The sequence below is a fragment of the Arthrobacter sp. UC242_113 genome (assembly GCF_044054585.1).
In the GTDB taxonomy this organism is placed as follows: Bacteria; Actinomycetota; Actinomycetes; order Actinomycetales; family Micrococcaceae; genus Arthrobacter.
Map to the genome: position 1 here is coordinate 1,860,840 of NZ_CP171968.1, position 25,019 is coordinate 1,885,858.

25 protein-coding genes, 2 pseudogenes and 1 riboswitch are annotated in these 25,019 nt (G+C 67.0%); of the genes and pseudogenes, 6 read left to right on the forward strand and 21 right to left on the reverse strand.

Features of this window, described 5'->3' with window-relative positions; genetic code table 11:
- Nucleotides 1-22 precede the first annotated feature (22 nt).
- From ACHMXB_RS08355 to fabF, 4 genes are all read left to right on the forward strand, one after another.
- Nucleotides 23-952 carry an ACP S-malonyltransferase gene (locus tag ACHMXB_RS08355; RefSeq protein WP_395404383.1) on the forward strand — a complete coding sequence of 310 codons (930 nt, stop codon included), beginning with the start codon at nt 23-25 and terminating at the stop codon, nt 950-952.
- A complete protein-coding gene (locus ACHMXB_RS08360; RefSeq protein WP_395404385.1) occupies nt 949-2,010 on the forward strand; it encodes a beta-ketoacyl-ACP synthase III in 1,062 nt (353 codons plus the stop codon). Before ACHMXB_RS08355 ends, ACHMXB_RS08360 begins: the two co-directional genes overlap by 4 nt.
- 81 nt (nt 2,011-2,091) lie before the next feature.
- A complete protein-coding gene (locus ACHMXB_RS08365) occupies nt 2,092-2,337 on the forward strand; it encodes an acyl carrier protein (protein WP_190602322.1) in 246 nt (81 codons plus the stop codon).
- 208 nt (nt 2,338-2,545) lie between these two features.
- Entirely contained in the window at nt 2,546-3,781 is a 1,236-nt protein-coding gene (fabF, locus tag ACHMXB_RS08370; protein WP_395404388.1) for a beta-ketoacyl-ACP synthase II, read from the forward strand.
- A 120-nt stretch (nt 3,782-3,901) separates the two neighbouring features.
- Here the strand turns inward: fabF and ACHMXB_RS08375 are convergent, their stop codons facing one another.
- From ACHMXB_RS08375 to ACHMXB_RS08455, 17 genes and pseudogenes are all read right to left on the reverse strand, one after another.
- Nucleotides 3,902-4,405 (reverse strand): DUF3145 domain-containing protein, encoded by a 504-nt coding sequence (locus tag ACHMXB_RS08375; protein WP_003806074.1) that lies wholly within the window; start codon nt 4,403-4,405, stop codon nt 3,902-3,904.
- Nucleotides 4,406-4,661: 256 nt separating this feature from the next.
- Nucleotides 4,662-5,587 (reverse strand): annotated as a pseudogene (locus ACHMXB_RS08380) (tyrosine recombinase XerC).
- A gap of 119 nt (nt 5,588-5,706) precedes the next feature.
- Nucleotides 5,707-6,891 (reverse strand): DNA-processing protein DprA, encoded by a 1,185-nt coding sequence (dprA, locus tag ACHMXB_RS08385; protein WP_395404390.1) that lies wholly within the window; start codon nt 6,889-6,891, stop codon nt 5,707-5,709.
- An 11-nt stretch (nt 6,892-6,902) separates the two neighbouring features.
- The gene (locus ACHMXB_RS08390) at nt 6,903-8,447 is read right to left on the reverse strand and encodes a YifB family Mg chelatase-like AAA ATPase (protein ID WP_395404392.1); all 1,545 of its coding nucleotides are present in this window, start codon (nt 8,445-8,447) and stop codon (nt 6,903-6,905) included.
- Entirely contained in the window at nt 8,447-8,803 is a 357-nt protein-coding gene (locus tag ACHMXB_RS08395) for a YraN family protein (RefSeq protein WP_395404394.1), read from the reverse strand. The genes ACHMXB_RS08390 and ACHMXB_RS08395 overlap by 1 nt, the downstream gene beginning before the upstream one ends.
- A 179-nt stretch (nt 8,804-8,982) precedes the next feature.
- Nucleotides 8,983-9,309 carry a DUF2469 domain-containing protein gene (locus tag ACHMXB_RS08400; protein ID WP_003806068.1) on the reverse strand — a complete coding sequence of 109 codons (327 nt, stop codon included), beginning with the start codon at nt 9,307-9,309 and terminating at the stop codon, nt 8,983-8,985.
- Between the two features lie 61 nt (nt 9,310-9,370).
- Entirely contained in the window at nt 9,371-10,042 is a 672-nt protein-coding gene (locus tag ACHMXB_RS08405) for a ribonuclease HII (protein WP_395404396.1), read from the reverse strand.
- Between the two features lie 2 nt (nt 10,043-10,044).
- On the reverse strand, nt 10,045-10,809 hold the full coding sequence (gene lepB / locus ACHMXB_RS08410) for a signal peptidase I (protein WP_395404398.1): 765 nt from the start codon (nt 10,807-10,809) through the stop codon (nt 10,045-10,047).
- Nucleotides 10,810-10,879: 70 nt separating this feature from the next.
- Nucleotides 10,880-11,563 (reverse strand): signal peptidase I, encoded by a 684-nt coding sequence (lepB, locus tag ACHMXB_RS08415; RefSeq protein WP_395404400.1) that lies wholly within the window; start codon nt 11,561-11,563, stop codon nt 10,880-10,882.
- Nucleotides 11,564-11,647: 84 nt separating this feature from the next.
- Complete coding sequence (rplS, locus tag ACHMXB_RS08420; RefSeq protein WP_111905994.1) at nt 11,648-12,007, reverse strand: 50S ribosomal protein L19; 360 nt, start codon at nt 12,005-12,007, stop codon at nt 11,648-11,650.
- Nucleotides 12,008-12,265: 258 nt separating this feature from the next.
- A complete protein-coding gene (trmD, locus tag ACHMXB_RS08425; RefSeq protein WP_395404402.1) occupies nt 12,266-13,060 on the reverse strand; it encodes a tRNA (guanosine(37)-N1)-methyltransferase TrmD in 795 nt (264 codons plus the stop codon).
- Complete coding sequence (gene rimM / locus ACHMXB_RS08430; protein WP_395404404.1) at nt 13,061-13,678, reverse strand: ribosome maturation factor RimM; 618 nt, start codon at nt 13,676-13,678, stop codon at nt 13,061-13,063. It abuts the gene before it with no gap.
- 137 nt (nt 13,679-13,815) lie between these two features.
- Nucleotides 13,816-14,058, reverse strand: coding sequence for an RNA-binding protein (locus ACHMXB_RS08435; protein WP_076802241.1), 243 nt, complete (start codon nt 14,056-14,058; stop codon nt 13,816-13,818).
- A 1-nt stretch (nt 14,059) separates the two neighbouring features.
- On the reverse strand, nt 14,060-14,473 hold the full coding sequence (gene rpsP, locus ACHMXB_RS08440) for a 30S ribosomal protein S16 (protein WP_102972220.1): 414 nt from the start codon (nt 14,471-14,473) through the stop codon (nt 14,060-14,062).
- A 212-nt stretch (nt 14,474-14,685) separates the two neighbouring features.
- Entirely contained in the window at nt 14,686-15,120 is a 435-nt protein-coding gene (locus ACHMXB_RS08445; RefSeq protein WP_395404407.1) for a hypothetical protein, read from the reverse strand.
- 98 nt (nt 15,121-15,218) lie between these two features.
- Entirely contained in the window at nt 15,219-16,094 is an 876-nt protein-coding gene (locus tag ACHMXB_RS08450; protein ID WP_395404409.1) for a VOC family protein, read from the reverse strand.
- A 78-nt stretch (nt 16,095-16,172) separates the two neighbouring features.
- Complete coding sequence (locus ACHMXB_RS08455; protein WP_395404411.1) at nt 16,173-17,255, reverse strand: amidohydrolase family protein; 1,083 nt, start codon at nt 17,253-17,255, stop codon at nt 16,173-16,175.
- A 94-nt stretch (nt 17,256-17,349) separates the two neighbouring features.
- Nucleotides 17,350-17,457: riboswitch (TPP riboswitch) on the forward strand.
- Here ACHMXB_RS08455 and thiC point away from each other — a divergent pair.
- A pseudogene (thiC, locus tag ACHMXB_RS08460) lies at nt 17,453-19,253 on the forward strand (phosphomethylpyrimidine synthase ThiC). Its footprint overlaps the riboswitch before it by 5 nt.
- Nucleotides 19,254-19,333: 80 nt before the next feature.
- Here thiC and ACHMXB_RS08465 read toward each other — a convergent pair.
- Together ACHMXB_RS08465 and ffh are read right to left on the reverse strand one after the other, a co-directional pair.
- Nucleotides 19,334-20,068 (reverse strand): alpha/beta fold hydrolase, encoded by a 735-nt coding sequence (locus ACHMXB_RS08465; protein WP_395404413.1) that lies wholly within the window; start codon nt 20,066-20,068, stop codon nt 19,334-19,336.
- Between the two features lie 56 nt (nt 20,069-20,124).
- Nucleotides 20,125-21,708, reverse strand: coding sequence for a signal recognition particle protein (ffh, locus tag ACHMXB_RS08470; RefSeq protein ID WP_395404415.1), 1,584 nt, complete (start codon nt 21,706-21,708; stop codon nt 20,125-20,127).
- Nucleotides 21,709-21,792: 84 nt separating this feature from the next.
- On the opposite strand from ffh, the gene ACHMXB_RS08475 reads away from it, so the two are divergent.
- Nucleotides 21,793-23,175 carry a glucose-6-phosphate dehydrogenase gene (locus tag ACHMXB_RS08475; RefSeq protein ID WP_395404417.1) on the forward strand — a complete coding sequence of 461 codons (1,383 nt, stop codon included), beginning with the start codon at nt 21,793-21,795 and terminating at the stop codon, nt 23,173-23,175.
- Nucleotides 23,176-23,264: 89 nt separating this feature from the next.
- Here the strand turns inward: ACHMXB_RS08475 and ACHMXB_RS08480 are convergent, their stop codons facing one another.
- Complete coding sequence (locus ACHMXB_RS08480) at nt 23,265-23,603, reverse strand: P-II family nitrogen regulator (protein ID WP_003806050.1); 339 nt, start codon at nt 23,601-23,603, stop codon at nt 23,265-23,267.
- A complete protein-coding gene (locus tag ACHMXB_RS08485) occupies nt 23,600-24,958 on the reverse strand; it encodes an ammonium transporter (RefSeq protein WP_395404419.1) in 1,359 nt (452 codons plus the stop codon). Before ACHMXB_RS08485 ends, ACHMXB_RS08480 begins: the two co-directional genes overlap by 4 nt.
- Nucleotides 24,959-25,019: the final 61 nt, after the last annotated feature.

The window sequence follows — 25,019 nt, forward strand, 5'->3', positions numbered from 1 at the left end:
GGTAATTTGGAAAGCTGGATACGTGCTTGCAATCGTCTGCCCTGGACAGGGCTCACAGACCCCCGGTTTCCTGGCCCCGTGGCTGGAACTGCCTTCCGTAGCAGGCCATCTGGCCTCCCTGAGCGAAATTGCAGGTATCGACCTCACTGCACACGGGACCACCTCTGACGAGGAAACCATCAAGGACACCGCCGTCGCGCAGCCGCTCATCGTCGCGGCGGGGCTGGTGGCCGCCAAATCGCTGTTCGACGTCGAACTCAACACGCTGCCGGTCATCCTGGCCGGGCACTCGGTGGGCGAGATCACGGCGTCGGCGCTGGCCGGCGTGCTCACCGAAAAGGAAGCCATGACCTTTGTGCGCGAACGCGCCAACAGCATGGCCGCGGCCGCTGCCGTCACCCCCACCGGCATGAGCGCCGTAGTGGGTGGCGACCCCGCCGAGGTCCTCGCCGCCATTGAAGCCGCCGGCGCAACGCCCGCCAACGTCAACGGCGCGGGCCAGACCGTCGCCGCGGGCACCTTTGAACAGCTGAAGGCCCTCGCCGAGAATCCGCCGGCCAAGGCGCGTGTGATTCCACTGAAGGTCGCAGGCGCGTTCCACACCTCACACATGGCTCCCGCGGTGAGCGCCCTTGAGGCGCTGCGCCCGGAACTTCAGCCGCAGGCTCCCGCCGTGCCGCTGCTGTCCAACTTCGACGGCCAGGAGGTCACCGCGGGCAACGCCGCCGTCGACAGCCTGATCGCCCAGGTCTCGCGGCCGGTCCGCTGGGACCTGTGCATGGAAACCCTCGTGAACCGCGGAGTCACCGGTGTCATCGAACTCGCACCGGCGGGTACCCTGGCCGGACTGGCCAAGCGGGGCATGCCGGGCGTCAAGACTGTCGCTGTCAAAACGCCGGAGGACCTGTCCGCGGCCCTTGCACTCTTCGCAGAACTGGAAGGACAGGCATGAGCACGCCGGTATTGAAGCAGACCCCGGTCAACGAGCACACCCGGATCCTGGGCATCGGCGCGTACCGCCCGGACGTCCTGGTCACCAACGAGGACGTGTGCCAGTGGATCGATTCCTCCGACGAGTGGATCCGCCAGCGTACCGGCATCGTCACCCGCCACCGTGCTCCCGCCGACGTCAGCGTGATCGACATGGCCGAGGGTGCCGCCCGTGAGGCCATGGAGAAGGCCGGCATCGAGGCATCCCAGCTCGGGGCCGTCATCGTCTCCACGGTGACCCACCCGTACGCCACCCCGTCGGCCGCCGCAAGCCTCGCCGACCGGCTGGGCGCCACGCCTGCCCCTGCCTTCGACATCTCCGCTGCCTGCGCCGGCTACTGCTACGGCATAGCACAGGGCGATGCGCTGGTCCGTTCGGGGGCCGCCACCTACGTCCTCGTTGTGGGCGCGGAGAAGCTTTCCGACGTCATCGACAACCGCGAACGCACCATCTCGTTCCTGCTGGGAGACGGCGCAGGCGCCGTTGTGATCGGCCCGTCGGACACCCCCGGCATCGCTCCGTCGGTGTGGGGATCGGACGGCAGCAAGTGGGATGCCATCGGCATGACCCGCTCCATGCTGGATGTCCGCGACCTCGGCATGGCCGCGCGCCGGTCCGACTCCACCGGTGACCTCGCGCTCCTCGAAGAGGCGCAGGAGCTCTACCCGACCCTCCGCCAGGACGGCCAGACGGTGTTCCGGTGGGCGGTCTGGGAGATGGCCAAGGTTGCGCAGCAGGCGCTGGAAGCCGCCGGCGTCCAGGCCGAGGACCTGGTGGCCTTTATTCCGCACCAGGCCAACATGCGGATCATCGATGAGATGGTCAAGAAGCTCAAGCTGCCCGAGACCGTTACCGTTGCGCGGGACATCGCCGATGCCGGCAACACCTCGGCGGCATCCATCCCCCTGGCCACGCACCGCCTGCTTCAGGAAAACCCCGCCCTGAGCGGCGGACTGGCCCTGCAGATTGGCTTCGGCGCCGGGCTGGTCTTCGGCGCCCAGGTAGTTGTCCTTCCGTAGCAATTCCGATTACCAAGCCGCAACCGCGGTTTGCCCATTTCCGGCATCCCCTGCCGGCAATAACAAGAAAAGGAGCCAACAATGGCTAGCAACGAAGAAATCCTGGCCGGACTGGCTGAAATCGTCAACGAAGAGACCGGCCTGGCACCCGAGGCTGTCGAGCTGGACAAGTCCTTCACCGAGGACCTGGACATTGACTCCATCTCCATGATGACCATCGTGGTCAACGCCGAAGAGAAGTTCGGCGTCCGCATCCCGGACGAAGAGGTCAAGAACCTCAAGACCGTCGGCGACGCCGTGGACTTCATCTCCGGCGCCCAGGCATAAGTACGACACCCGCCTTCGGGGCGTCAGCCCTACAGGCTCCAGCCTTCATTGGCTGAACCCGGCTGGCCGGACCGGACGCTAGCGTTTTCCGGACCGGCCAGCCGATGCACCACCCCTAAATTTTTTGCAGATTTCCCCGCACGCCACCCACTCCGGCCTCCGGCCAGCAGCACAGGACACGGCAGGCGCACCGACAGAGAGTGATCCCATGACACGCAAAGTAGTCATTACAGGTCTGGGTGCCACCACGCCCATCGGCGGCGACGTACCCACGATGTGGCGGAACGCGCTGAAGGGGGTCTCCGGAGCCCGCACCCTCGAGGATGAGTGGGTTGCCAAGTACGAACTGCCGGTCCACTTCGCTGCCCGGTGCACCACCCCCGCCCTTGACGTCCTGTCCCGCGTTGAAGCCAAGCGCATGGACCCGTCAACGCAGTTCGGCGTCATCGCCGCCCGCGAGGCGTGGGCCGACTCCGGCATCACCGAAATCGACCCCGACCGCCTGGCCGTCGCATTCGCCACGGGCATCGGCGGCGTCTGGACGCTCCTCGACGCGTGGGACACGCTGAAGGAGAAGGGCCCCCGCCGCGTCCTTCCCATGACGGTTCCGATGCTCATGCCCAACGGCGTGGCCGCCGCTGTCAGCCTGGATCTGGGCGCCCGCGCCGGTGCGCACACCCCTGTCTCCGCCTGCGCGTCCGGTACGGAAGCCATGCACCTCGGACTGGACCTGATCCGCTCTGGCAAGGCCGACGTCGTGATGTGCGGTGGCGCCGAAGCCGCCATCCACCCGATGCCGCTGGCAGCGTTCTCCTCGATGCAGGCACTCTCCCGCCGCAACGACGATCCCGAGCACGCCTCGCGTCCCTACGACCTTGACCGTGACGGCTTCGTCATGGGCGAAGGCGCCGGCGCGCTGGTGCTGGAAGCCGAGGAGCATGCCCTCGCCCGCGGCGCACGGATCTACGGCGAGCTGGCCGGCACGTCCGTGACCGCCGACGCCTACCACATCACGGCGCCGGACCCCCAGGGCCTGGGCGCCACCCGCGCGCTCAAGGCAGCCATGTTCGACGGCCGCATCCAGGCGGAGGACGTGGTCCACGTCAACGCCCACGCCACGTCGACGCCGGTCGGTGACAAGCCGGAGTACACGGCCCTGAAGGCAGCCCTCGGCAATCACGTCGAGAACGTCGCCGTCTCGGCCACCAAGTCGCAGATGGGCCACCTGCTCGGTGCCTCCGGCGCCGTTGAGGCCGTCCTCACCGTACTGGCGGTGCACGAACGCAAAGCCCCTGTCACGATCAACCTCGAGAACCAGGACCCGGAGATCCCGCTCGACGTCGTGACTTCGGTCCGCGACCTGCCGGCCGGCGACATCGTCGCGCTCAGCAACTCGTTCGGCTTCGGCGGGCACAACGCCGTCGTTGCCATCCGCAGCGTGTGATGTGACCTGATTGAACGCTGAAGAAGCCCTCGCCGGTTGGCGGGGGCTTCTTCGGTGCTATGGGGGAATTGCTGCGGCCGGTGCGTCAGCCGGTCTGCAGTCGTTAGCCGAACTGCCGCGTCAGCCGACCTGGTGTAGCCAGCGCACCGGCGCGCCTTCGGCGGCGTGCCTGAAGGGTTCCAGCTCCTCGTCCCACGCCTCGCCGAGGGCAAGCGACAGCTCGTGGTAGACGGCGGAGGGGTCGCCGGCGCCGGCCTCGTAGGCGTAGCGGATCCGGTCCTCGGACACCATGATGTTGCCGTGCACATCGGTCACGGCATGGAAAATGCCCAGCTCAGGTGTGTGGGACCAGCGTCCGCCGTCCACGCCCTGGCTGGGTTCTTCGGTGACCTCGAAGCGCAGATGTGCCCAGCCCCGGAGGGCAGACGCCAGCTGCGCACCTGTCCCCTGCGCGCCGGTCCAGGACAGCTCCGAGCGGAACATGCCAGGCGCGGCGGGCTGAGGGGTCCATTCCAGGTCCGTTCGCTTGTCCACGACGGATCCGATGGCCCACTCAACATGAGGGCACAGTGCGGTAGGGGCCGAGTGAATAAACAGCACACCGCGGGTCATTGCAACAGACATTCCATCCTCCATAGCTGTAGGTACGTCTTCCCCAACGACCTGCATGGACGGGATACTTGCTGCTTTGGGCGCCGCGTGGTGCCGGTGATTCCTGCCAATCTATGAAATTACTCGCCGGGCTGACAAGAGGCACCTGAAAACGGGCGCTTCAAGCACAACTTGAAAGTTGCCGAACTTGGATCTTATTGTGCCGTACGCCGTCTAATTACGCCAGTGCAATTCGGCGTGGTGTAGAAGACGCGCCGGCGGAATGTGCCTAGGCCCGCGGGTGGGCCTGCTGGTAGCTCTTCCGCAGCCGGTCCACCGACACGTGGGTGTAGATCTGGGTGGTGGCAAGGCTGCTGTGACCGAGGATCTCCTGGACGGCCCGAAGGTCGGCTCCGCCGTCGAGCAGATGCGTGGCGGCGGTGTGCCGCAGGGCGTGCGGGCCCGTGGCGGAGGTATCGCCCAGCGCGTCAAACAGTCCCTTCACCACACTGCGGACCTGGCGCTGGTCCACGCGGCGGCCGCGCATCCCGAGAAACAGGGCCGGGCCGCTGTCCGCGACAGCGAGCTTTCCCGTCCGCGGCGCAGCCAGTCGTCGACGGCGAGCGCAGCCGGGAGGCCGTACGGCACCGTGCGTTCCTTGTTGCCTTTGCCGAGCACACGGAGGGTTCTGCGGTCCGGGTCGAGGTCATCGACGTCCAGACCCGCCAGCTCACCGACGCGGACACCGGTGGCGTAGAGCAGCTCGACCATGGCCCTGTTGCGCAGGGCCACGGGATCAGCGTCCTTCGCTGCCTCGTTGAGGTCGTCCAGCAGCCGGGCGAGCTGCGGCTGCTGCAGAACTCCCGGCAGTGAGCCGTCGCGTTTGGGGGCCTGCAGGCGCAGGGCAGGATCGGTTTCGATGAGTTCTTCCCGGAGCGCCCAGGCAGTGAAGCTCCGCGCCGTGGCGGCGCGGCGGGCAAGGGTGGACCGTGATGCGCCCGCCTCGCTCTGGCTGCCCAGCCATCGCCGGAGGGTTCCCAGCTCTAGCCCCGCGGGATCGGAGACTCCTTCGCCTGCCGCAAAGCCCAGCAGGCTGGAGACGTCGGACAGGTATGCGCGCACCGTGTGTTCGGACCGGGCCCGCTCACTCGTCAGGTAGCGTCCGAACCCCGTGACGGCCTTAGCGAGGCCGGCCGGCAGTTCCTGTTTCTCCACTCCCCCACTGTCCCAGCATTTGGCACGGAATCAAGGAACGGCACGCCAATTATGAACCGCACGCTGATCATGTAACGGCACGGCCGCCCGGCGAGGGGGACGTCGCCGGGCGGCAGGCGCTAGGTTGATTGTTTGGTGCGCTTCCAGCCTCCCTTCTCGGATACGGCCAGTCCCAGCAGCGCCAGCCTGCCCAGGCCTGCGCGCACCGATTCGGCGCCCAGTCCGGCGACACTGCAGAGTTTTTCCACGGAGCTGGCGGACCGCAGCGGGAGCGCGTCAAGCAGGATCAGGTCCTCGAGCGTCAGGCCGTCGTGATCGGCGGACTGCCCGCTCTTCTCATCAGGCAACGACTGGCCGCTGGGCGACGCAAGCTCGGCGATCTCTCCGGCATCAGTGACACAGACAGCGCCGCCCTCGCGCAGGAGCCGGTGGCAGCCGGCCGAGTTGGCGCTGTGGACAGATCCGGGGACAGCTCCGACAGCGCGGCCCAGGGTTTCCGCGTGGTGGGCGGTATTCAGGGCTCCGGACCGCCACCTGGCCTCCACCACAACCGTGACGGAGGCAAGGGCAGCGATCAGCCGGTTCCGCTGAAGGAACCGGTAGCGGGTGGGGGCGGAGCCGGGCGGGACTTCAGCGAGCACGGCGCCCTGGTTGGCAACGGCACGTAGCAGATCCTCATTGCCGGAGGGGTAGAAGCGGTCTACGCCGCCAGCCATGACGGCGATGGTCGGCATGGCATCGGAGCCCCCTGCCAGGGCCGCCCGGTGCGCGTGGGCATCGATTCCGTATGCGCCGCCGGACACCACGGTAAAGCCCCGCTGCGCCAGCGAGTAGGCAAGGTCACCGGTGACTGATGCGCCGTAGCTGGTACTGTCCCGCGAGCCCACCAGGGCCACCGCCTTGGCTGCCGGGGGAAGCTCGAGCTCGACGCCCCGCCACCACAGGCAGATTGGCTGGTGCAGGCCAAGGTCGTCCAGTTGCCGCGGCCAGAGCCCGTCCGCCGGGATGATCATCCGGCCGCCCAGCCGCTGCATGGTGGCCACGTCGCGCTCCGGGGCGAGGTCGGGGATCCTCGGCGCCCAGCGTTTCAGCGCTGCACCGAGGCCGGCCCAGGAATTCACCGAACTGTGCTCTGCCAGCAGCCCTGTAATGTCCTGTTCCAGCCCCGGCCCGTAGCTGACCTGGCCGGTCGCTATCCTCAGGGCGTCCTCAGCCCCGGCGACATGAACCAGGGCAAGGCCCGCTGCGTCCTGTGGCTCCATCAGCCTGGACAGCGCGGCACGGGCAAGTCTCTCGTTCTGCATGTGCGTTCCTTTCACGCCGCCGCTGAGGCGGTCTGGCGGAGGCTCAGGGCCTGTCCGATGTCGTTCCCGTCCGGCTGCTCCCGGCCACCAAGGTCCGCCAAAGTCCAGGCGAGCCGGAGGACACGGTCGTAGCCCCTGGCCGTGAGCACGCCGCGTTCCAGTGCATGGTCCAGGATCCGGGTTGTGGCGGCCGCCAGTCTCAGCTCGCCACGCAGGATGCGTCCGGGCACCTGCGAGTTGGTTTCCATGCCCCAGGGCTGTAGCCGCTGCAGCTGGCCTGCCCGGGCAGCCCGGACGCGGGCTCCGACCGTTGCGCTGTCCTCCGCTCCCCCGGACTGGCCAAAGTCCGCCAGCGACACACGGTCCACCTGCAGCTGGATGTCCACACGGTCCAGGAGCGGTCCGGACATGCGCGACATGTAGCGGCGCCGCATGAAGGGGGTGCAGGTGCATTCAATGCCCTTCCCCGAGGCCTTGCCGCACGGGCACGGATTGGCTGCCAGGACCAGCTGGAAGCGCGCGGGGTAGGCGGCTGCTCCGGCCGAGCGGTGAATGACCAGCTCGCCGCTCTCAAGAGGCTGCCTGAGTGCATCGAGGACCCTGCGTTCATATTCGGGCGCCTCGTCCAGGAACAGGATCCCGCGGTGCGCTCTCGACGCCGCGCCGGGGCGCGGAAGCCCCGACCCGCCGCCGATGATCGCCGCAGCCGTGGCCGAGTGGTGTGGATTCTCAAAGGGCGGCCGCCGGACCAGCTGCACTCCGGCTGAGGGGAGCCGGCACAGGGAATGGATCGCCGTCACCTCCATCGCCTCCGTGTCGCGCAGATCGGGCAGCAGTCCGGGAAGCCGCTCGGCGAGCATGGTCTTGCCGGCGCCGGGCGGGCCGGTAAGCAGCAGGTGGTGCGCACCGGCGGCGGCTACCTCAAGGGCGCGCCGCGCCTCTGCCTGGCCGGACACTTCACACATGTCCGGGACAGGCGCATCCACGGACACAGGCTCGGTCCCGGCCGATTCATCCTCCGGCGCGAAGTCGAGGACAAGTTCCTGCGGGTCAGCACCAAAATCGAGCACCAGCCGCGCCAGGGTCAGGTAACTGCGGACCCTGGCACCCGGGACGAGTTCGGCCTCGGCTGCGTTCGCCTGGGCCACCACGATGTCATGGAACCCGGCCTGCACTGCGGACATCACGGCCGGCAGTATGCCGCGGACAGGCCTGAGGCGTCCGTCCAGTCCCAGCTCGGCGATGAAGACGGTGCGCCCCGTGGGCCTGATGTCCTCCGCGGCGCGCAGCACCGACATCGCGATGGCAAGGTCGAAGCCGGAACCGCGCTTGGGCAGTGACGCCGGAATGAGGTTGGCCGTGATCTTCCGCCGGCTCAGCGGAATACCCGAGTTCTGCGCCGCCGAGCGGATGCGGTCACGGGCTTCGTTGAGGGAAGCATCCGGCAGGCCGAGGAGCACAAAGGCCGGCAGCGTCTGGCCGATGTCGGCCTCGACCTCCACGATGTAGCCGTTCAGGCCGACGAGGGCCACCGAATAGGCTCTCCCTAGCGCCATCACAGCACCTCCCTGAGGTGCTCAACGGTGGGTTTGCCGACGCCGTCATCCAGCACGGCTATGACGTCCACCCGGTGCAGCGGCAACCGCAGTCCATGGTCGCGGCACCAGGCCGAACCCAATCGGTGCAGCCTTGCGAGCTTGTCTGCGCCCACTGCTTCAAACGGGTGACCGTAGGCGAGCGAACGCCGCGTCTTCACCTCGGCAATGACGAGGGCATCGCCGTCGAGTGCGACGATGTCGATTTCGCCGTCCGGACAGCGCCAGTTGCGCTCCACGATCAGCATCCCCAGCGATTCCAGGTACTCCGCCGCGAGCTCTTCCCCGCGCCGGCCCAGCAGATCCTTGGCTTTCATGTCCACCTCCGCAACAAGACTGCGGGGGCGGGATCACGCGGAACAGGGCACGGTCACGCTATGTGGAAAGGTCGCGGGAATCCCGGGGAAAGCCGGCGGGGATGCCGGAGAAACGCCGGCTGTGGAGGAAGAGTGGCCTTCAGGCAACGCCTCAGGGAGACCCCGAAGGGCCTGGAAGCTCAGTTGCCGAGGTCGACGTCCTTGGGCAGCGCGAGCTCCTCGTTGCGCGGCAGTTCCTCGACGTTGACGTCCTTGAACGTGATGACCCGGACGCTCTTCACGAACCGGGCGGAGCGGTAGACGTCCCAGACCCAGGCGTCCTGGAGCGTGAGGTCGAAGTAGACCTCGCCGTCGGCGCTGCGCGCCTGCAGGTCCACGTGGTTGGCGAGGTAGAAGCGCCGCTCGGTCTCGACCACATAGCTGAACAGACCCACGACGTCGCGGTACTCACGGTAGAGCTGGAGCTCCATGTCGGTCTCATAGTTCTCAAGGTCTTCGGCACTCATGGTTCCATCTTGCACCATGCGGCGGGAACCCGCGCACCGCGCTGCCCGGAGAGCAGGTTCGCTACTCGGACAGCAGGTTCCAGCTGACCCGGTGGTAGGGGCTCGGGCCGTGGGTGCGGATCGCTTCCCGATGGGTCGCGGTGGCGTAGCCCTTGTTGACGTCCCAGCCGAAGCCGGGATACTCAAGGTGCAGTTCCCGCATGCGCTGGTCGCGCTCGACCTTGGCCAGGACACTCGCCGCGGCGACGCTGAGGCATTGCATGTCCGCCTTGACCAGGGTGTGAACGGGCGCGTCACAGCCGGGGTCGGTGACGACTTCGTCGAACAGCGAGGGCTGGACGGCGGGTGATAACCAGTTGTGGCTGCCGTCCAGCAGGACGACGTCGGGCGTGATGCCGGCGCCGAGGATCTCGAACCAGGCCCTGTTACCGGCGGCCCGGAGGGCACCCATGATGCCGAGCTCATCGATTTCGCGGGCAGTGGCATGTCCGACGGCGGAGGCGACGCTCCATGCCCGCACCAGCGGGTCCAGGCGTTCGCGGTCTGACGCCTTGAGGAGCTTGCTGTCCCGGACATCGGCCAGCAGTTCCATGTGCTGCAGATCGACGACGGCGATTCCCACGCTCACCGGACCTGCGAGGGCGCCGCGGCCTACCTCGTCGACGCCGGCCAGGAACCGTGCCCCGCGGGGCAGGAAGCGCTTCTCGTAGTCAAGGGTGGGTGCAACGGACATGGCTAACCTGCCGACGGCACATTCTTGAAGACGTCGGGGTAGTTGTTCAGGGCCGCCCAGCGGTTCATCGGCCAGGCGATGACCGCTGCCTTGCCTTCGATGTCGGCGATGTCCACGAAGCCTCCGTTGGTGTCGGTGTGGGCGCGGGAGTCCGCCGAATGGTTGCGGTTGTCCCCCATCACCCAGACTTTGCCCTGCGGCACCACGACGTCGAAGGTGCGCACTGCGGGAACTTCGGCCGGGTTGACGTACGCCTCGTCCAGCCCGGCGCCGTTGACGGTGATCTTCCCGCCGGCGTCACAACAGACGACGTGGTCCCCAGGCAGCCCGATGACCCGCTTAACCAGGTGCTGCTCGGAGTTGTCCGGCAGCAGGCCAACGAAGGTCAGCCCGTCCTCAACAACGCTGAACGGCCCGTCCGCCTTTTGCGGTGTGGGCGGCAGCCAGCCCTTGGTGTCCTTGAAGACAACGACGTCGCCGCGCTCCAGGGCGAACGGCTCGGGCACAAGCAGGTTCACGAAGATGCGGTCGTTGATGTCCAGCGTGTTCACCATCGACTCGGACGGAATGTAGAAGGCCCGGAACAGGAAGGTTTTGATGAGGAAGGACAGCACGACGGCGATCACCACCACCGTGGCGATTTCCTTCAGCCACAGCAGGAACGGGTTGCGGGGACTGCCCTTCTTTTCCTGGCGGCGGGCGCCGGCAGGAGCAGCTGACCCCGGTCCGGACCCGCCGGGAGCGGGTATTTCCGAAAACAGGCTCATGGGCGGCATGCCGTCCCGGCCCCGCAGAAGTCTGCTGCGGCTCGGAGCTCCCGGGATCGATTTCCGGCATCTACTGTCCGTCCTTTGTTGTTGTTATGGCCGCCAAGGGCGGCCGCGCCACTGACGCAAATCTATCAAGCGGCCAGAGTATCTGTACCGGCCTGCCGATCACCCTGTCCGACCGCACCATGCCGCCGCCCGGCGCTCCCAGCAGGCTGCGGGAGTCCGCGGACACCGACCGGTGGTCCCCGAGCAGCCACAGCCGGCCCTCGGGAACAGTCACGTCGAACTTCTGGGTACTCGCTGCATCACCGTCATAGAGGTAGGGTTCCACGAGCGGCTGACCGTTGACTGTGAGCCGTTTGCGGGCGTCACAGCAGACCACGTGGTCGCCGGGAAGCCCGATGACCCGCTTTACATATGTAGTATCACTGCCGGACAGTCCCAGCCAGTGTCCTGCCGCGGCCGCCGCTTCCTGCAGCGGACCGGCTCCGCTGTTCAGCGGGGCGAACGAGCCGCGGCCGTCAAACACGACGACGTCGCCGCGGCGGATCGGCTCCGACTGGAAGGCGGTGCGGGACACCAGGATCCGGTCACCCGTGCCGAACAGCGGCTCCATTGAGGCGGACGGAATGTAATAGACGTCCAGCCACAGGGAGCGGATCAGCCCGCTGACCAGAACGGCAGCCAGGACCGCCAGCAACACAAAACGCCAGCCCGGTTTCCCTGGCTGGCGTTTTGTCTGGTGGTCCATGATCCGTATCCTGTGGCGCTGTTGCGGATGGCTCCGGCGCTGGCCGGACACGGGTCGGGGACCCGCCGTGAAAGTCCGTTGGACTTACTTGGCGGTGCTGAAGTCGCGCTTTTCCTTGATCTTCGCAGCCTTACCGCGCAGTGCACGCATGTAGTAAAGCTTGGCGCGGCGGACGTCACCCTTGGTGACAACCTCGATCTTTTCGATGATCGGGGAGTGCACCGGGAAGGTACGCTCAACGCCGACGCCGAAGGAAACCTTGCGGACGGTGAAGGTCTCGCGAATGCCGTCGCCCTGGCGGCCCAGGACGAAGCCCTGGAATACCTGGACACGGGAGTTCTTGCCTTCGATGATGTTCACGTGAACCTTGAGGGTGTCACCCGCGCGGAACTCGGGAACGTCAGTGCGCAGCGAGGCTGCATCTACGGAATCGAGGATATGCATTGATCCACTCCTGGTGAACGCCACAGGTCATCCACTTTGGGTCACGGCGGCCAAGCCCGGATATTTCCGGGAATCGCTGCCGAAGTGTTGAGGTCCGGTTCCGCCACTTTTGGCGGTACCGGGGTGTCTTGCTGTTGGTTACGCTCCCCCTGTGGCAGGCGCGGACCCAGCAGACACAAGTATCAATTCTGCCACATAGTTGGTGTTAGTTGGTAGTTCAACAACCAAGATCAACCAATTAGACGCCCGTGGCGCAGCCTAGGCTTCCGGCCGGGGCTTGAGATGACCGTCGACGACGTCGTACCCCAGGTCCGCGAGGGCGGTGCGGTCCGCGCGGGGCAGGGTCCCGGCGTCGAACGTCTGAAGCAGGTCAGGACGGCGTTCCGCCGTCCTGCGGTACTGCTCGTGCCGGCGCCACTGTGCGATCTTGCCGTGGTTGCCGCTGAGCAGGACGGCCGGGACCTCACGGTCGCGCCAGACAGAGGGCTTGGTGTAGACCGGGTACTCAAGCAGGCCGTCCGAATGCGACTCTTCAACGAGCGACTCGGGGTTTCCCACCACGCCGGGGAGCAGCCGGCCGATGGCTTCCACCATGGCCAGGACAGCGACTTCGCCGCCGTTGAGGACGTAGTCGCCGAGGCTGACCGGGCGGACCGTGAAGTGCTCCTCGGCCCATTCGATGACGCGTTCGTCAATACCCTCGTACCGCCCGCAGGCGAACACGAGTTGCTCCTCTGCGGCAAGCTCATAGGCCAGCTCCTGGTTGAAGCGCTCCCCCGCCGGCGACGGGACGATCAGGACTGGCTTGGCCGCACCGGCCGGCCGGGCAGCGGCCACGGATTCGAGCGCCTGGGCCCACGGTTCGGCCTTCATCACCATGCCGGCGCCGCCGCCGTACGGGGTGTCGTCCACGGTGCGGTGGCGATCGGTGGTGAAGGTGCGGAGGTCGTGCACGTTCAGGTCCAGCAGCCCGTCCTGGCGGGCCTTGCCGATAAGCGACAGCTCCAGCGGTGCCAGGTACTCGGGAAAGATACTGACGACGTCGATTCTCATCTACGCTTTGGCCTCCGGCTCAGCCTCTTCCCCGGCGGAGTCCTCGGCGAAGTTCTCGGCGAAGTCTTCGGCGGAGTCCGAGCCCCTGGTCTCCGGGTCGTCCGTGCTCTCGTCATTGACCTCGAACAGGCCCGCCGGCGGAGTGAGCAGGACATAGCCCTCCTCGACGTTCACCTCGGGGACGATCTGTTCCACAAACGGTATGAGGATTTCCTTGCCCTCGGTCGTTTCGACGACGAGCAGGTCCTGCACCGGCATCGTGTTCAGGGCGGTGATCTTGCCAACGGCCTGGGAGCCGACGCGGGCCTCGAGGCCCACGAGCTCGTGTTCGTACCAGCCCTCGTCGTCGTCCTCGTCGAGCTCTTCGGTCTCGATGAACAGCTTGGCGCCGCGCAGGGTCTCGGCGCGGTTCCGGTCGGCCACCTCGTCAAAGCCGAGCAGGAGGATGTCCTTGTTCCAGCGGGCACTGCTCAGCGTGAGCGGCCCGGCTGAGGCGGGTTCCACCACAAACTCGGTGCCGGGGACGAACCGGTCCTCAGGCGCGTCGGTGAGCACCTGGACTGTCACCTCGCCGCGGATTCCGTGGGGCTTGCCGATACGGGCCACCTGAAGCTGCATGTGTTCCTCTGTTTTGGGCTGCGTGTTGATGTACGACTTTTACGGGCGTCCTGAAAGCCTTCAGGGCGCAAAGCAGTCCGGCCCCTCCACCGTTGCTGGTGGAGGGGCCGGACGTTAAGGCAAGTGTTGCAGGCGCGTTACCGGCGGCGGTCGGTGTCGACGACGTCGACCCTGACCTGCTCGCCATCTGCCAGCGCCGCCACGACCGTGCGCAGTGCACGCGCGGTGCGGCCCTGGCGTCCGATTACCCGTCCCAGGTCTTCCTGGTGAACGCGCACCTCGAGGGTATCCCCGCGGCGGTTGTTCTTGGCACTGACTTTGACGTCCTCAGGGGAGTCGACAATGCCGCGGACAAGGTGTTCGAGCGCTTCTGCCAGCAACTTACTCAGCCTCGGTGGTCTCTGCTTCAGCCTCGGCGGGGGCTTCCGATGCCTTGGCCTTCTTGGTGATGGCTTCCGGGATGATCACGGAACCCTTTTCCGGAGCAACGAATGCTTCCTTGTCGGCCTTGGTCTTCAGGGTGCCTTCCTGGCCCGGCAGACCCTTGAACTTCTGCCAGTCACCCGTGATCTTCAGGATCGCGGCGACCTGCTCCGACGGCTGGGCGCCGACGGACAGCCAGTACTGTGCACGCTCGGAGTTGACCTCGATGTATGAGGGCTCTTCGGTGGGGTGGTACTTGCCGATCTCTTCGATGGCACGGCCATCACGCTTGGTGCGTGAATCGGCGACGACGATGCGGTAGTACGGTGCGCGCATCTTACCGAAGCGCTTAAGGCGAATCTTTACGGCCACTTTTGTGGTCACTCCTGTTTCTGAAACGGGGTTGAACCCGCGTTCTGCACCCGTGGGGCGGGCCGTACTGGGGGGTTCGAAAAGGACAGGATCCGGACGCGGAGAGAGGGGCCACGCAGATCGAGTACCTGTTTATTGTGCCAGATCGCCCGCGTTATTTCGACTTGACATGCGGACGGAGTCTTTTCGCGTGCCGGCAAGACCCAACGGCACTAGGAAGACCAGACGTACAGGCCGGTCCGGCTGCCTTCGTCCACGGTGCCCGCGAGCTCAGCCAGCGCTTGCACATAGTTCTTGGCTTCCGCGGCACCAAAGGGCATGTCATCCTCAGCGGCCCAGCGCTCGGCCACCTCATCCAAAACGTTGCCCTCACCCTCGGATTCGTAGGTGAGGAGCTCGGCCAGCGCCCGGACCATCGCCGCCGGCACGCCCAGAAGTGAATCGCTTGCCACGTCCACCATGGCCAGCTCGTAGTCCGCGCCCGCGGCGTGCACGGCGGCACCCGCGAGGTCGCCGAGCTGTTCGATCTCAAAATCACTGATGCCGGCTATCCGGATGCCGTCCCCGGCGGCAGCGCCGCCCTCCAGCGCCTCTGCACGCTTAAGGGCGTCATTGTGGGTGGCGACAAACACTTCGGTGAAGCCCATGGATGCGTCCTCATTCCGTCGGCGGTGCATGCCCCGGCAGCGGCACGCACCGGCCGGGGCTCTTCGAAATCAGCCTAACCCAACTGCGTTCACGCGACTTAGCGCACGGCGACACGGAGGCGGTTGCGCCACGGATCCTCGAACCGGAGCTCGGCGCCGGTGTGGTGCGATTCGACTCCGGCGACCCGGAGGCGGTCGGCGAGGGCGCCGACGTCGTCACCGGACGGCACCTCGATGAGCACTTCGCCCAGGCCCAGCGTGTCCCGGCGCGGGCCGGCGCCTCGGCTGTTCCAGACGTTCATGGCCATGTGGTGGTGGTAGCCGCCGGCCGACACAAAGAGGGCCTGTCCGTGCCAGCCCGCCGTTTTTTCGAATCCGAGCGTGCCGACGTAGAAGTCGTGGGCTGACTGGACGTCACCCACCTGTAGGTGGACGTGCCCCACCTCCGCGTCGGTGCCGCGCTGGCCTTCCACGGACTGCTGCGTGAGGTGGTCCTGCAGGTACTTCTGCGGCGGCAGCGCCAGGCTGTCCATGACCACGTTCTTGCCGTCCCAGGACCACGCATCGCGCGGGCGGTCCCAGTAGAGTTCGATCCCGTTGCCTTCCGGATCGGTGAAGTAGAACGCCTCGCTCACCAGGTGGTCGGCGCTGCCCACGAAGGACTGCGGCTCGTACTGGGCTGCGCTGGCAACGGTGGCGGCCAGCGCCGGCTGGCCCTCAAACAGAAGCGCTGTGTGGAAGAGGCCGGCCTCGCCGCGGCCGGGAATGTTCAGGCCCGGAGCGGGAGCGAGGTGCACCAGCGGCGTCTTGAGCCGACCGAGGTAGAGGCCGCCGTCCTGCTCGGCGACGACGTCGAGGCCGAGGGCGCGCTGGTAGTAGTCGGTCATGAGCTTCATGTCGCCCACCTTGAGCATGACGGTGCCCATGGTGAGGTCGGCAGGAAGCAAGTCCTGGCTGCTGTCTGCTGCTGTCATTGAATACTCCCGGATGTCCGGGCCACCGGATTTCGGCGGCCTCTACATCTTTAAATTACTTGAAGCTTCAATTTATTCCTAATGCACGATCTTTCCCCGGAGCACCACATTCGTGAGGCTCCGGATGGTCTCCGGCGCGGCGCGGGGGTCCTCCCGGCACACCACCACGTCGGCGTCCGCGCCTTCCGTCAGGCCCTCGGCCCCCAACCATCGGCGCGCACGCCAGCAGGCCGCGTCCAGCGCTGCCGCTGCCGGGAGCCCGGCGGCATGAAGTTCGAGGATCTCGTCCGCGATGCGGCCGTGGCGGATCACGCTGCCCGCATCCGTTCCCGCATAGATTTCGACGCCGGCCTCGTAGGCCTCCAGGACACGCTCGCGACGGCGGGCCCACAATGCGCGCATGTGCTCCGCATACCGCGGGAACTTCTGCTCGGCCTGGCTGGCGATGTCCGGGAAGGTGGCGATGTTAATGAGTGTCGGCACGATCGGCACCTGCTGCTCAACGAACCGTGGAATGTGCCGGGGCAGCAGCCCCGTGGCGTGCTCGATGCAGTCGATGCCCGCGTCCAGCATGTCGTCCAGGGTGTCCTCGCCAAAGCAGTGCGCGGTGACCCTGGCGCCCTCGTCGTGGACGGCCCGGACGGCGTCCCGCACGGCCGCGGCAGGGAACGACGCCGCGAGGTCGCCGGCGCTCCGGTCGATCCAGTCCCCCACCAGCTTGACCCAGCCGTCCCCTTCGCGGGCCTGCTTCCGCACCGCCTCCACGAGGCCCTCCGGCTCGACTTCCACCGCAAAGTTCCGCAGGTACCGGCGGGACCGGGCCACATGCCGGCCGGCCCTGATGATCCGCGGCGTGTCGGCCCGCTGCTGCAGCCACCGGGTGTCGCTGGCCGCTCCGGCGTCCCGGACCAGCAGCGTGCCGGCGTTGCGGTCCGCTATGGACTGGCCATACGCCACGTCGTCGTCCACGGCACCGCCCGGCCCCAGCCCGATGTGGCAGTGGGCATCGACGAAGCCGGGCAGGACCCAGCCGTCCACGACGGTGTCCGGCTGCTGGCCCGGAGAACTGAACGTCAGCTTCCCGTCCACCGCCCAGAGCCCGCGGCGTTCCTCATCCGCCGCAGTGAGCACGGGTCCGCTGAATTCGATGATGTGCGACATGGTTCCAGCGTAATCGGCTCCCGCAACGGAGATCCGGCGTCTCCGGCTTGGCTTCACAGATGGACGGGCGAAATCCGGGGTGTGGTAGCTTCGTCTACGACCACACGGGTGCCCCTGCAGGGGCTGAGATCAGGCTGGTGCAGCCTGCGACCGTTGAACCTGTCCGGGTAATGCCGGCGAAGGAAGTGAGCAGTAAATTGAGCACCCAGAAATCACAGCAGAGCCATGCCCAAAACGGTACCGCTACCGTTACGCAGTCGCTGAAATCCCACTCACTGGCTTACCTGGAAGGCGACGGCCTGCGGGTTCCGGTAACGGAAATCGCCCTGGAGCCTTCACCCAACGGCGAGCAGAACGAACCGCTGCGGGTTTACCGCACGGCGGGTCCCGGCAGCGACCCGGTGGTGGGCCTCGCCCCGTTCCGTGCGGAATGGATTGCGGCACGGGCGGACACGGAGACGTACGACGGACGTGAACGGAACCTGCTCGACGACGGCAAGTCGGCCGTGCGCCGCGGCGCGGCTTCCGCCGAATGGAAGGGCGCCAGGCCGGTGCCCCGCCGTGCGGCGGACGGAAAGACCGTGACGCAGATGCACTACGCGCGGCAGGGCGTCATCACCCCCGAGATGCGTTTCGTGGCCCTCCGCGAGAACTGCGATGTGGAACTGGTCCGCAGCGAACTCGCCGCCGGACGGGCCATCATTCCCACCAACATCAACCACCCGGAATCCGAGCCGATGATCATCGGCAAGGCGTTCCTCGTGAAGATCAACGCCAACATCGGCAACTCGGCTGTCACCAGCTCCATCGCCGAGGAGGTGGACAAGCTGCAGTGGGCCACCCAGTGGGGCGCGGACACCGTGATGGACCTGTCCACGGGCGACGACATCCACACCACCCGTGAGTGGCTCATCCGCAACTCCCCCGTCCCCATCGGCACGGTCCCGATCTACCAGGCCCTGGAAAAGGTCAACGGCGAAGCGAACGCCCTGACCTGGGAAATCTTCCGCGACACCGTCATCGAGCAGTGCGAACAGGGTGTGGACTACATGACCATCCACGCCGGCGTGCTGCTGCGGTACGTCCCGCTCACGGCCAACCGCGTCACCGGCATTGTCTCCCGCGGCGGCTCCATCATGGCCGGCTGGTGCCTCGCCCACCACCAGGAGAACTTCCTGTACACCCACTTCGACGAGCTGTGCGAGATCTTCGCGAAGTACGACGTCGCCTTCTCGCTGGGCGACGGCCTCCGGCCGGGCGCCACGGCGGACGCCAACGACGCCGCGCAGTTCGCCGAACTGGACACCCTGGCTGAGCTGACCCAGCGGGCCTGGGAGTACGACGTCCAGGTCATGGTGGAAGGGCCGGGGCACATCCCATTCCACCTGGTGCGCGAGAATGTTGAGCGCCAGCAGGAGCTCTGCAAGGGTGCGCCCTTCTACACGCTGGGCCCCCTGGTCACGGACGTGGCCCCCGGCTACGACCACATCACCTCGGCCATCGGCGCCACCGGAAATCGCCCGGTACGGCACGGCCATGCTGTGCTACGTCACGCCCAAGGAACACCTGGGCCTGCCGAACAAGGACGATGTGAAGACCGGCGTCATCACCTACAAGATCGCCGCGCACGCGGCCGACCTTGCCAAGGGGCACCCCGGCGCGAATGAGCGGGACGATGCGCTGTCCAAGGCCCGGTTTGAGTTCCGGTGGCGCGACCAGTTCGCGCTGTCTTTGGACCCGGTGACGGCCGAGTCCTTCCACGACGAGACGCTGCCTGCCGAGCCTGCCAAGACGGCGCACTTCTGCTCGATGTGCGGTCCCAAGTTCTGCTCCATGCGGATCAGCCAGGACATCCGGAACGAGTACGGCTCAGCCGAGGCGCAGGCCGCCCTCGCGGAGATGGCGGAAGGCATGCGCGAGAAGAGCCAGGAGTTCCTGGCTGCAGGCGGAAAGGTATACCTGCCCGAGCTGCGGCTTCCGGAGTCGGCCCGCAACTGACCGGCCTCCATGACCACGTCCGGCTGGCATTGGGGGCCAGCCGGACGCGCGCGCGGGAACGTTGCTTAGAGGCCGTGTCTTCAGGAGGCGCGGGGCTGCTGCCGGCGGCTGACCTCGGCGATGAATGACCTGATGAAGCGGTCACCCTCCGGTGAGTCGTGGGGCCGGTGCCCTCCCGCAGCGATGCGGTGCAGGGCACCGGTCTCGCGCAGGTATCCGGCGATTTCCTCGTACAGCGGCTCCCAGCCGCCGGTGAGGACCAGCGTGGGAACACCCGGCACGATCTGCAGCGGCGCCTGCCACGGCGGTGCCTGCAGCCGCAGTCTCCTGGCCGCGCGCTTCGCCTCCGGGGTGCTGGGCTCCGGTGTGTCCGAGGCGAAGGCGCGGCGCAGGAACTCGCGCTCGTAGTCATCGTCGCCGAGCTGGTGCCGGACCTCGAACAGCGGCTCCATCAGGGCACGGTGCGCGGCCGTGGCCGGCAATTCAGCGGTGAGCGACAGGCATGCCGGCTCCACGAGCGTCAGCGAGAAGACAAGGTCGGGGCGTTCGACGGCGGCCATCATCGCTGCGATGGCCCCCTGTGAATGCGCCACAACGTGGCCCCCGGCGGCCCCGCGGCCGTCGTCTGCCAGTGAGCGCAGCACGATGCGGGCGTCCTCGGCGAAGTCGGTTTCCAGCGGCTCGGCCTCGGCGTCAAAGCCGTGGCGCCGCAGAAACAGGGCGTCATACTGCAGAGCCATGCCGTGCTGGCGCGGCCACGCAACGGAGCCGAAGTAACCGGCACCGTGGACGAAAACTACCCGCTGCTTATACATGACCCAACCTTATGGCAGCGGTCTGACATCGGCGCCGGCCGACATGACCGTGCTCCCTATTTGCCGCCCATGAACTTGTCGAAGCCCTTGGGGAGGTTCAGCTGGGACGGATCGAAGTCGCCCGACTGCTGGCCGAAGGAGGCTCCGGTGGGCACCGCCTTTGCCCCGGCGGCCCGCCTTGCCTCGGCCTCGCGGAGCTCCTGCGCAGCCTTGGCAGGGTTGCCGGAACGGGCCTTCTTCTTGGGCGCGTTCTTGCCGCCGCCCTTGCGGGCGCCGCCTGCCCCCATCCCGGGCATCCCGGGCATTCCCGGCATGCCGCCGCCCTGGGCCATCTTCTTCATCATCTTCTGGGCCTGGGCGAAGCGCTCCAGCAGCCCGTTGACCTCGGATACGTGCACGCCGGAGCCGCGGGCGATGCGGGCGCGCCGCGAACCGTTGATGATCTTCGGTGCAACGCGCTCGTGCGGGGTCATCGAGCGGACAATGGCCTCCACGCGGTCGATCTCGCGCTCGTCGAACTGCTCCAGCTGCTGCCGGATGTTCTGCGCACCGGGCATCATCATGAGCATCTTCTTCATCGAGCCCATTTTGCGGATCTGCTGCATCTGGGCAAGGAAGTCGTCCAGCGTGAAGTCCTCCTGGTCGGCGAACTTCTTCGCCATCCGGGCGGCTTCATCCTTGTCCCATGACTTTTCAGCCTGCTCAATGAGGGACAGGACGTCACCCATGTCCAGGATGCGCGAGGCCATCCGGTCCGGGTGGAACAGTTCGAAGTCGTCCAGGCTTTCACCGGTCGAGGCGAACATCACGGGCTTGCCGGTGACCGACGAAACGGACAGCGCGGCACCGCCGCGCGCGTCGCCGTCGAGCTTTGACAGCACGATGCCGGTGAAGTTCACGCCTTCGTCGAAGGCGGTCGCCGTGTTGACGGCGTCCTGGCCGATCATGGAGTCGATCACGAAGAGGACTTCGTTGGGCACAATGGCGCGGCGGATCTGGCGCGCCTGCTCCATCATGTCGGCGTCAACGCCGAGACGGCCGGCGGTGTCCACGATGACGACGTCGTGCAGCTTCTGGCGTGCTTCCTCGACGCCGGCCCGTGCCACGGCGACGGGGTCGCCGGCCGGGTGCGCCAGTTCGGAGGTGGCGCCCGGGTGCGGAGCGAAGACGGGAGCTCCCGCGCGCTGGCCCACTACCTGCAGCTGCGTCACGGCGTTGGGGCGCTGGAGGTCACAGGCGACGAGCAGGGGGCTGTGGCCTTGCGCCTTCATCCACTTGGCCAGCTTTCCGGCCAGGGTGGTCTTGCCGGCGCCCTGGAGGCCGGCGAGCATGATGATGGTAGGGCCGGTCTTGGCCATCCGGATGCGCCGCGTCTCGCCGCCGAGGATCTCAACAAGTTCCTCGTTGACGATCTTCACGATCTGCTGGCTGGGGTTCAGGGCCCCGGAGACCTCGGCGCCGAGCGCGCGTTCACGGACCTGCCCGGTGAACTCGCGGACCACGGGCACGGCAACATCCGCATCCAGCAGGGCGCGCCGGATCTCGCGGACTGTGGCGTCGACATCTGCCTCGGTGAGGCGGCCCTTGCCGCGAAGATTCTTGAAGGTTGCTGTCAACCGGTCAGAGAGTGAATTGAACACGCGCCGTGCACTTCTTTCAGTGGATGTACGAGACTCGACTATCTAGGGTATCAAGACACGCCTGCAAGGTGGCATGCTGGCAAGGTGACGAGCCAAACGACTGTGAAAACCCTGCTCATCCTCGGTGCCTCCGGCGATCTCACCGGACGGCTCCTCCTTCCCGGCCTGGCCAGGCTGGTGGCCACAGGACGCGCCGCCGGCCTGTTGCTCGTGGGGGCCGGATCGGACCCGTGGTCACCCGAACAGTGGCAGGAACGCGTGCACACCGCCTTTGACGCTGCCGCCGAAACGGCGACGGACGCCGGCAGGGAGGCGCTGGCGGCCATGGCAAAGTCCACGGAATACCACCAGGCCGACGTCACCGCCGACGGGCCGCTCGCAGAACTCCTGGCCGGCCTCGAGGGACCCGTTGCGGTTTACTTCGCCCTGCCGCCGCAGGTGAGCCAGAAGGCCTGCGAAATCCTGCGCCCGGAGCAGGTGCCCGCCGGGACCCGTCTGGTCATGGAGAAGCCCTTCGGCGCTGGCGAGGAGTCGGCCCGCGAACTCAACCGGACACTCCTGTCCCTTGTTCCGGAGGACCACATCCACCGGGTGGACCATTTTCTGGGCAAGGCCACAGTCCTGAACATCCTTGGCCTGCGGTTCGCCAACAATTTCCTGGAGCCGGTCTGGAACCGCGACCACATCGCCAAGGTAGAAATCATCTTCGATGAGGACCTGGCCCTGGAGGGCCGGGCACGCTACTACGACGGTGCGGGCGCGCTGCGCGACATGATCCAGAGCCACCTGCTGCAGATCATGGCGCTGCTGGCCATCGAGGCGCCGGCCACCATCGGCGAGCGCGACCTCCGCGATGCCATCGCCGCCGTCCTGCGGGCCAGCAGCATCAAGCCGCCCTACACGGACAGCACCCGGCGGGCGCGCTACCTGGCGGGAAGCCTCGACGGCAAGGACGTCCCTGACTACGCCGCGGAGGAGGGCGTGGACCCGGACCGGAACACCGAGACCCTGGCCGAGGTGCGCGTGGACATCGATAACTGGCGCTGGAAGGGGGTGCCGTTCATCCTCCGTTCCGGCAAGGCCCTCGGGACCAAGCGCAAGGAGGCCGTGGTCACCTTCCGGCCCGTGCCGCACCTGCCCGACGGATTCACCGGCAGGGACACGCCCAACACGCTCCGCATTGGCTTCGGCCCGGACACCCTGGAGCTCGACGTCGACGTCAACGGCCCCGGGGACATCTTCAGCCTGGACCGCGCCGCGCTCGTGGCCGAGCTCAACGCCTCCGAGCTGCTGCCTTACGGCGAAGTGCTGGAAGGCGTCCTGACGGGAGACCCCCTGCTGTCGGTCAGGGGCGACACCGCCGAGGAATGCTGGCGGATCGTGGAGCCGGTCCTGGCTGCCTGGGCGGCAGGCAAGGTGCCGCTGGAGGAATACCGGGCCGGCTCCGGCGGGCCCGCACCCGAATAGGCTTCCCGCCCCCAAAACGGTTAACGCGCAGAGAGGGCCGGTCACCATTGTGGTGACCGGCCCTCTCGCTGCGTTGGGCTGGTGGCCGGTTAGATGGCGGCTACGCCGCGTTCACCCGTCCGCACCCGCACTGCTTCGAAGACATCGACCGTCCAGACCTTGCCGTCGCCGGCCCGGCCCGTGTTGGAGCTGGCGATAATGACATCCAGGATGTCGTCAGCCTGTTCGTCCGTGGCGAGCACCTCAACGCGGATCTTGGGCAGCAGGTCCACGTTGTACTCGGCGCCGCGGTAGACCTCGGTGTAGCCGCGCTGCCGGCCGTAGCCGCTGGCTGCACTGACCGTGAGGCCCTGGACCCCGTAGGCCTCCAGGCCTTCGCGGATCGATTCGAGCTTCTCCGGACGAACGATTGCTGTGATCAGTTTCATGCCCCCACGCTTTCCTTACCTGTTGCTGCTGCTGTCTTCTTGCCGTCGCTGTCTGCGGGAACAGCGTCGGTGCCGCTGGTCTGGCCACCGGTGATCAGCTCGTGCAAGGGCTGGAAGCTGCCGCCGTGGCCGCCGACGCCGAACTCGTAGGCCGTTTCTGCGTGCAGGCTGAGGTCCACGCCCACTGCTTCCTGCTCCTGGGAGACCCGGAAGCCCATCGTCTTGTGGATGGCCACTGCGATAATCGCGGTCAGGACAGCCGAGTAGGCGATGGCGATGCCGGCTGCCGCCAGCTGGGCCCAGAGCTGGGTGAAGCCGCCGCCGTAGAAGAGTCCGCCGCCGACGCCGTCGGTGGGAAGGGCGATGAAGCCGAGGGCAACGGTGCCGATGATGCCGGAGACGAGGTGGACGCCGACGACGTCCAGCGAGTCATCGAAGCCCCAGCGGAACTTGAGGCCGACAGCGAGTGCCGAGGCCACACCGGCGACAACGCCGAGTCCAAGCGCACCGACCGGGCTGACGTTTGCACAGGCCGGGGTGATGGCGACGAGGCCGGCAACCACACCTGAGGCAGCACCCAGCGAGGTGGGGTGGCCGTCACGGACGCGTTCGGTGACCAGCCAGCCGAGCATGGCCGCAGCCGGAGCAGCCAGGGTGTTGACCCAGATCAGGCCGCCCTGTTCCGCGGTGGTGGCGGCGCCGCCGTTGAAGCCAAACCAGCCGAACCACAGGATGGCCGCGCCGAGCATGACGAACGGGATGTTGTGCGGGCGGTGGTTCGGGTCCTTGCCGAAGCCCTTGCGGTTGCCGATGATGAGGACCAGGATCAGCGCGGCCACACCGGCGTTGATGTGGACCACGGTGCCGCCGGCGAAGTCGATCGCGGGGCCCAGAGCCTTGCCGATGGCGCCCTCGGGGCCGAAGAGGCCGCCGCCCCAGACCATGTAGGCAAGCGGGCAGTACACCAGCGTGACCCAGACGGGCACGAAGACGCTCCAGGCGCCGAACTTGGCCCGGTCCGCGATGGCGCCGCTGATGAGGGCGACCGTGATGATCGCGAACGTTGCCGCGTAGCCGACCTTGATGAGGCCGTCAGGGGTGGTGATGCCCTCGAGGCCGAACGTGGCGAACGGGTTCCCGACAATCTGCAGGAATCCCTCACCGGAGCTCATCGATGCGCCCCAGAGTACCCACACCACGCCGACCATGCCGATGGAGATGAAGCTCATCATCATCATGTTCAGTGCTGCCTTGGCGCGCGTCATGCCGCCGTAGAAAAATGCCAGACCTGGTGTCATGAACAGCACGAGTGCCGCCGCCACCATGAGCCATACGTGACCTGCGGTAAGTTCCATGGTGCACGTCCTCTCTTGATCGAATGCTGCGGAGTGATCCGCCTGCCCAACGCCTTTTGCG

Excerpts from the sequence above, each read along its gene's own strand:
- ACHMXB_RS08360 (WP_395404385.1), top strand. The coding sequence starts at position 949 with ATGAGCACGCCGGTATTGAAGCAGACCCCGGTCAACGAGCACACCCGG.
- ACHMXB_RS08365 (WP_190602322.1), top strand. The coding sequence starts at position 2,092 with ATGGCTAGCAACGAAGAAATCCTGGCCGGACTGGCTGAAATCGTCAAC.
- fabF (WP_395404388.1), top strand. The coding sequence starts at position 2,546 with ATGACACGCAAAGTAGTCATTACAGGTCTGGGTGCCACCACGCCCATC.
- ACHMXB_RS08375 (WP_003806074.1), bottom strand. The coding sequence starts at position 4,405 with ATGTCTGTTGCAATGACCCGCGGTGTGCTGTTTATTCACTCGGCCCCT.
- dprA (WP_395404390.1), bottom strand. The coding sequence starts at position 6,891 with ATGCAGAACGAGAGACTTGCCCGTGCCGCGCTGTCCAGGCTGATGGAG.
- ACHMXB_RS08390 (WP_395404392.1), bottom strand. The coding sequence starts at position 8,447 with ATGGCGCTAGGGAGAGCCTATTCGGTGGCCCTCGTCGGCCTGAACGGC.
- ACHMXB_RS08395 (WP_395404394.1), bottom strand. The coding sequence starts at position 8,803 with ATGAAAGCCAAGGATCTGCTGGGCCGGCGCGGGGAAGAGCTCGCGGCG.
- ACHMXB_RS08400 (WP_003806068.1), bottom strand. The coding sequence starts at position 9,309 with ATGAGTGCCGAAGACCTTGAGAACTATGAGACCGACATGGAGCTCCAG.
- ACHMXB_RS08405 (WP_395404396.1), bottom strand. The coding sequence starts at position 10,042 with ATGTCCGTTGCACCCACCCTTGACTACGAGAAGCGCTTCCTGCCCCGC.
- lepB (WP_395404398.1), bottom strand. The coding sequence starts at position 10,809 with ATGAGCCTGTTTTCGGAAATACCCGCTCCCGGCGGGTCCGGACCGGGG.
- lepB (WP_395404400.1), bottom strand. The coding sequence starts at position 11,563 with ATGGACCACCAGACAAAACGCCAGCCAGGGAAACCGGGCTGGCGTTTT.
- rplS (WP_111905994.1), bottom strand. The coding sequence starts at position 12,007 with ATGCATATCCTCGATTCCGTAGATGCAGCCTCGCTGCGCACTGACGTT.
- trmD (WP_395404402.1), bottom strand. The coding sequence starts at position 13,060 with ATGAGAATCGACGTCGTCAGTATCTTTCCCGAGTACCTGGCACCGCTG.
- rimM (WP_395404404.1), bottom strand. The coding sequence starts at position 13,678 with ATGCAGCTTCAGGTGGCCCGTATCGGCAAGCCCCACGGAATCCGCGGC.
- ACHMXB_RS08445 (WP_395404407.1), bottom strand. The coding sequence starts at position 15,120 with ATGGGCTTCACCGAAGTGTTTGTCGCCACCCACAATGACGCCCTTAAG.
- ACHMXB_RS08450 (WP_395404409.1), bottom strand. The coding sequence starts at position 16,094 with ATGACAGCAGCAGACAGCAGCCAGGACTTGCTTCCTGCCGACCTCACC.
- ACHMXB_RS08455 (WP_395404411.1), bottom strand. The coding sequence starts at position 17,255 with ATGTCGCACATCATCGAATTCAGCGGACCCGTGCTCACTGCGGCGGAT.
- ACHMXB_RS08465 (WP_395404413.1), bottom strand. The coding sequence starts at position 20,068 with ATGTATAAGCAGCGGGTAGTTTTCGTCCACGGTGCCGGTTACTTCGGC.
- ACHMXB_RS08480 (WP_003806050.1), bottom strand. The coding sequence starts at position 23,603 with ATGAAACTGATCACAGCAATCGTTCGTCCGGAGAAGCTCGAATCGATC.
- ACHMXB_RS08485 (WP_395404419.1), bottom strand. The coding sequence starts at position 24,958 with ATGGAACTTACCGCAGGTCACGTATGGCTCATGGTGGCGGCGGCACTC.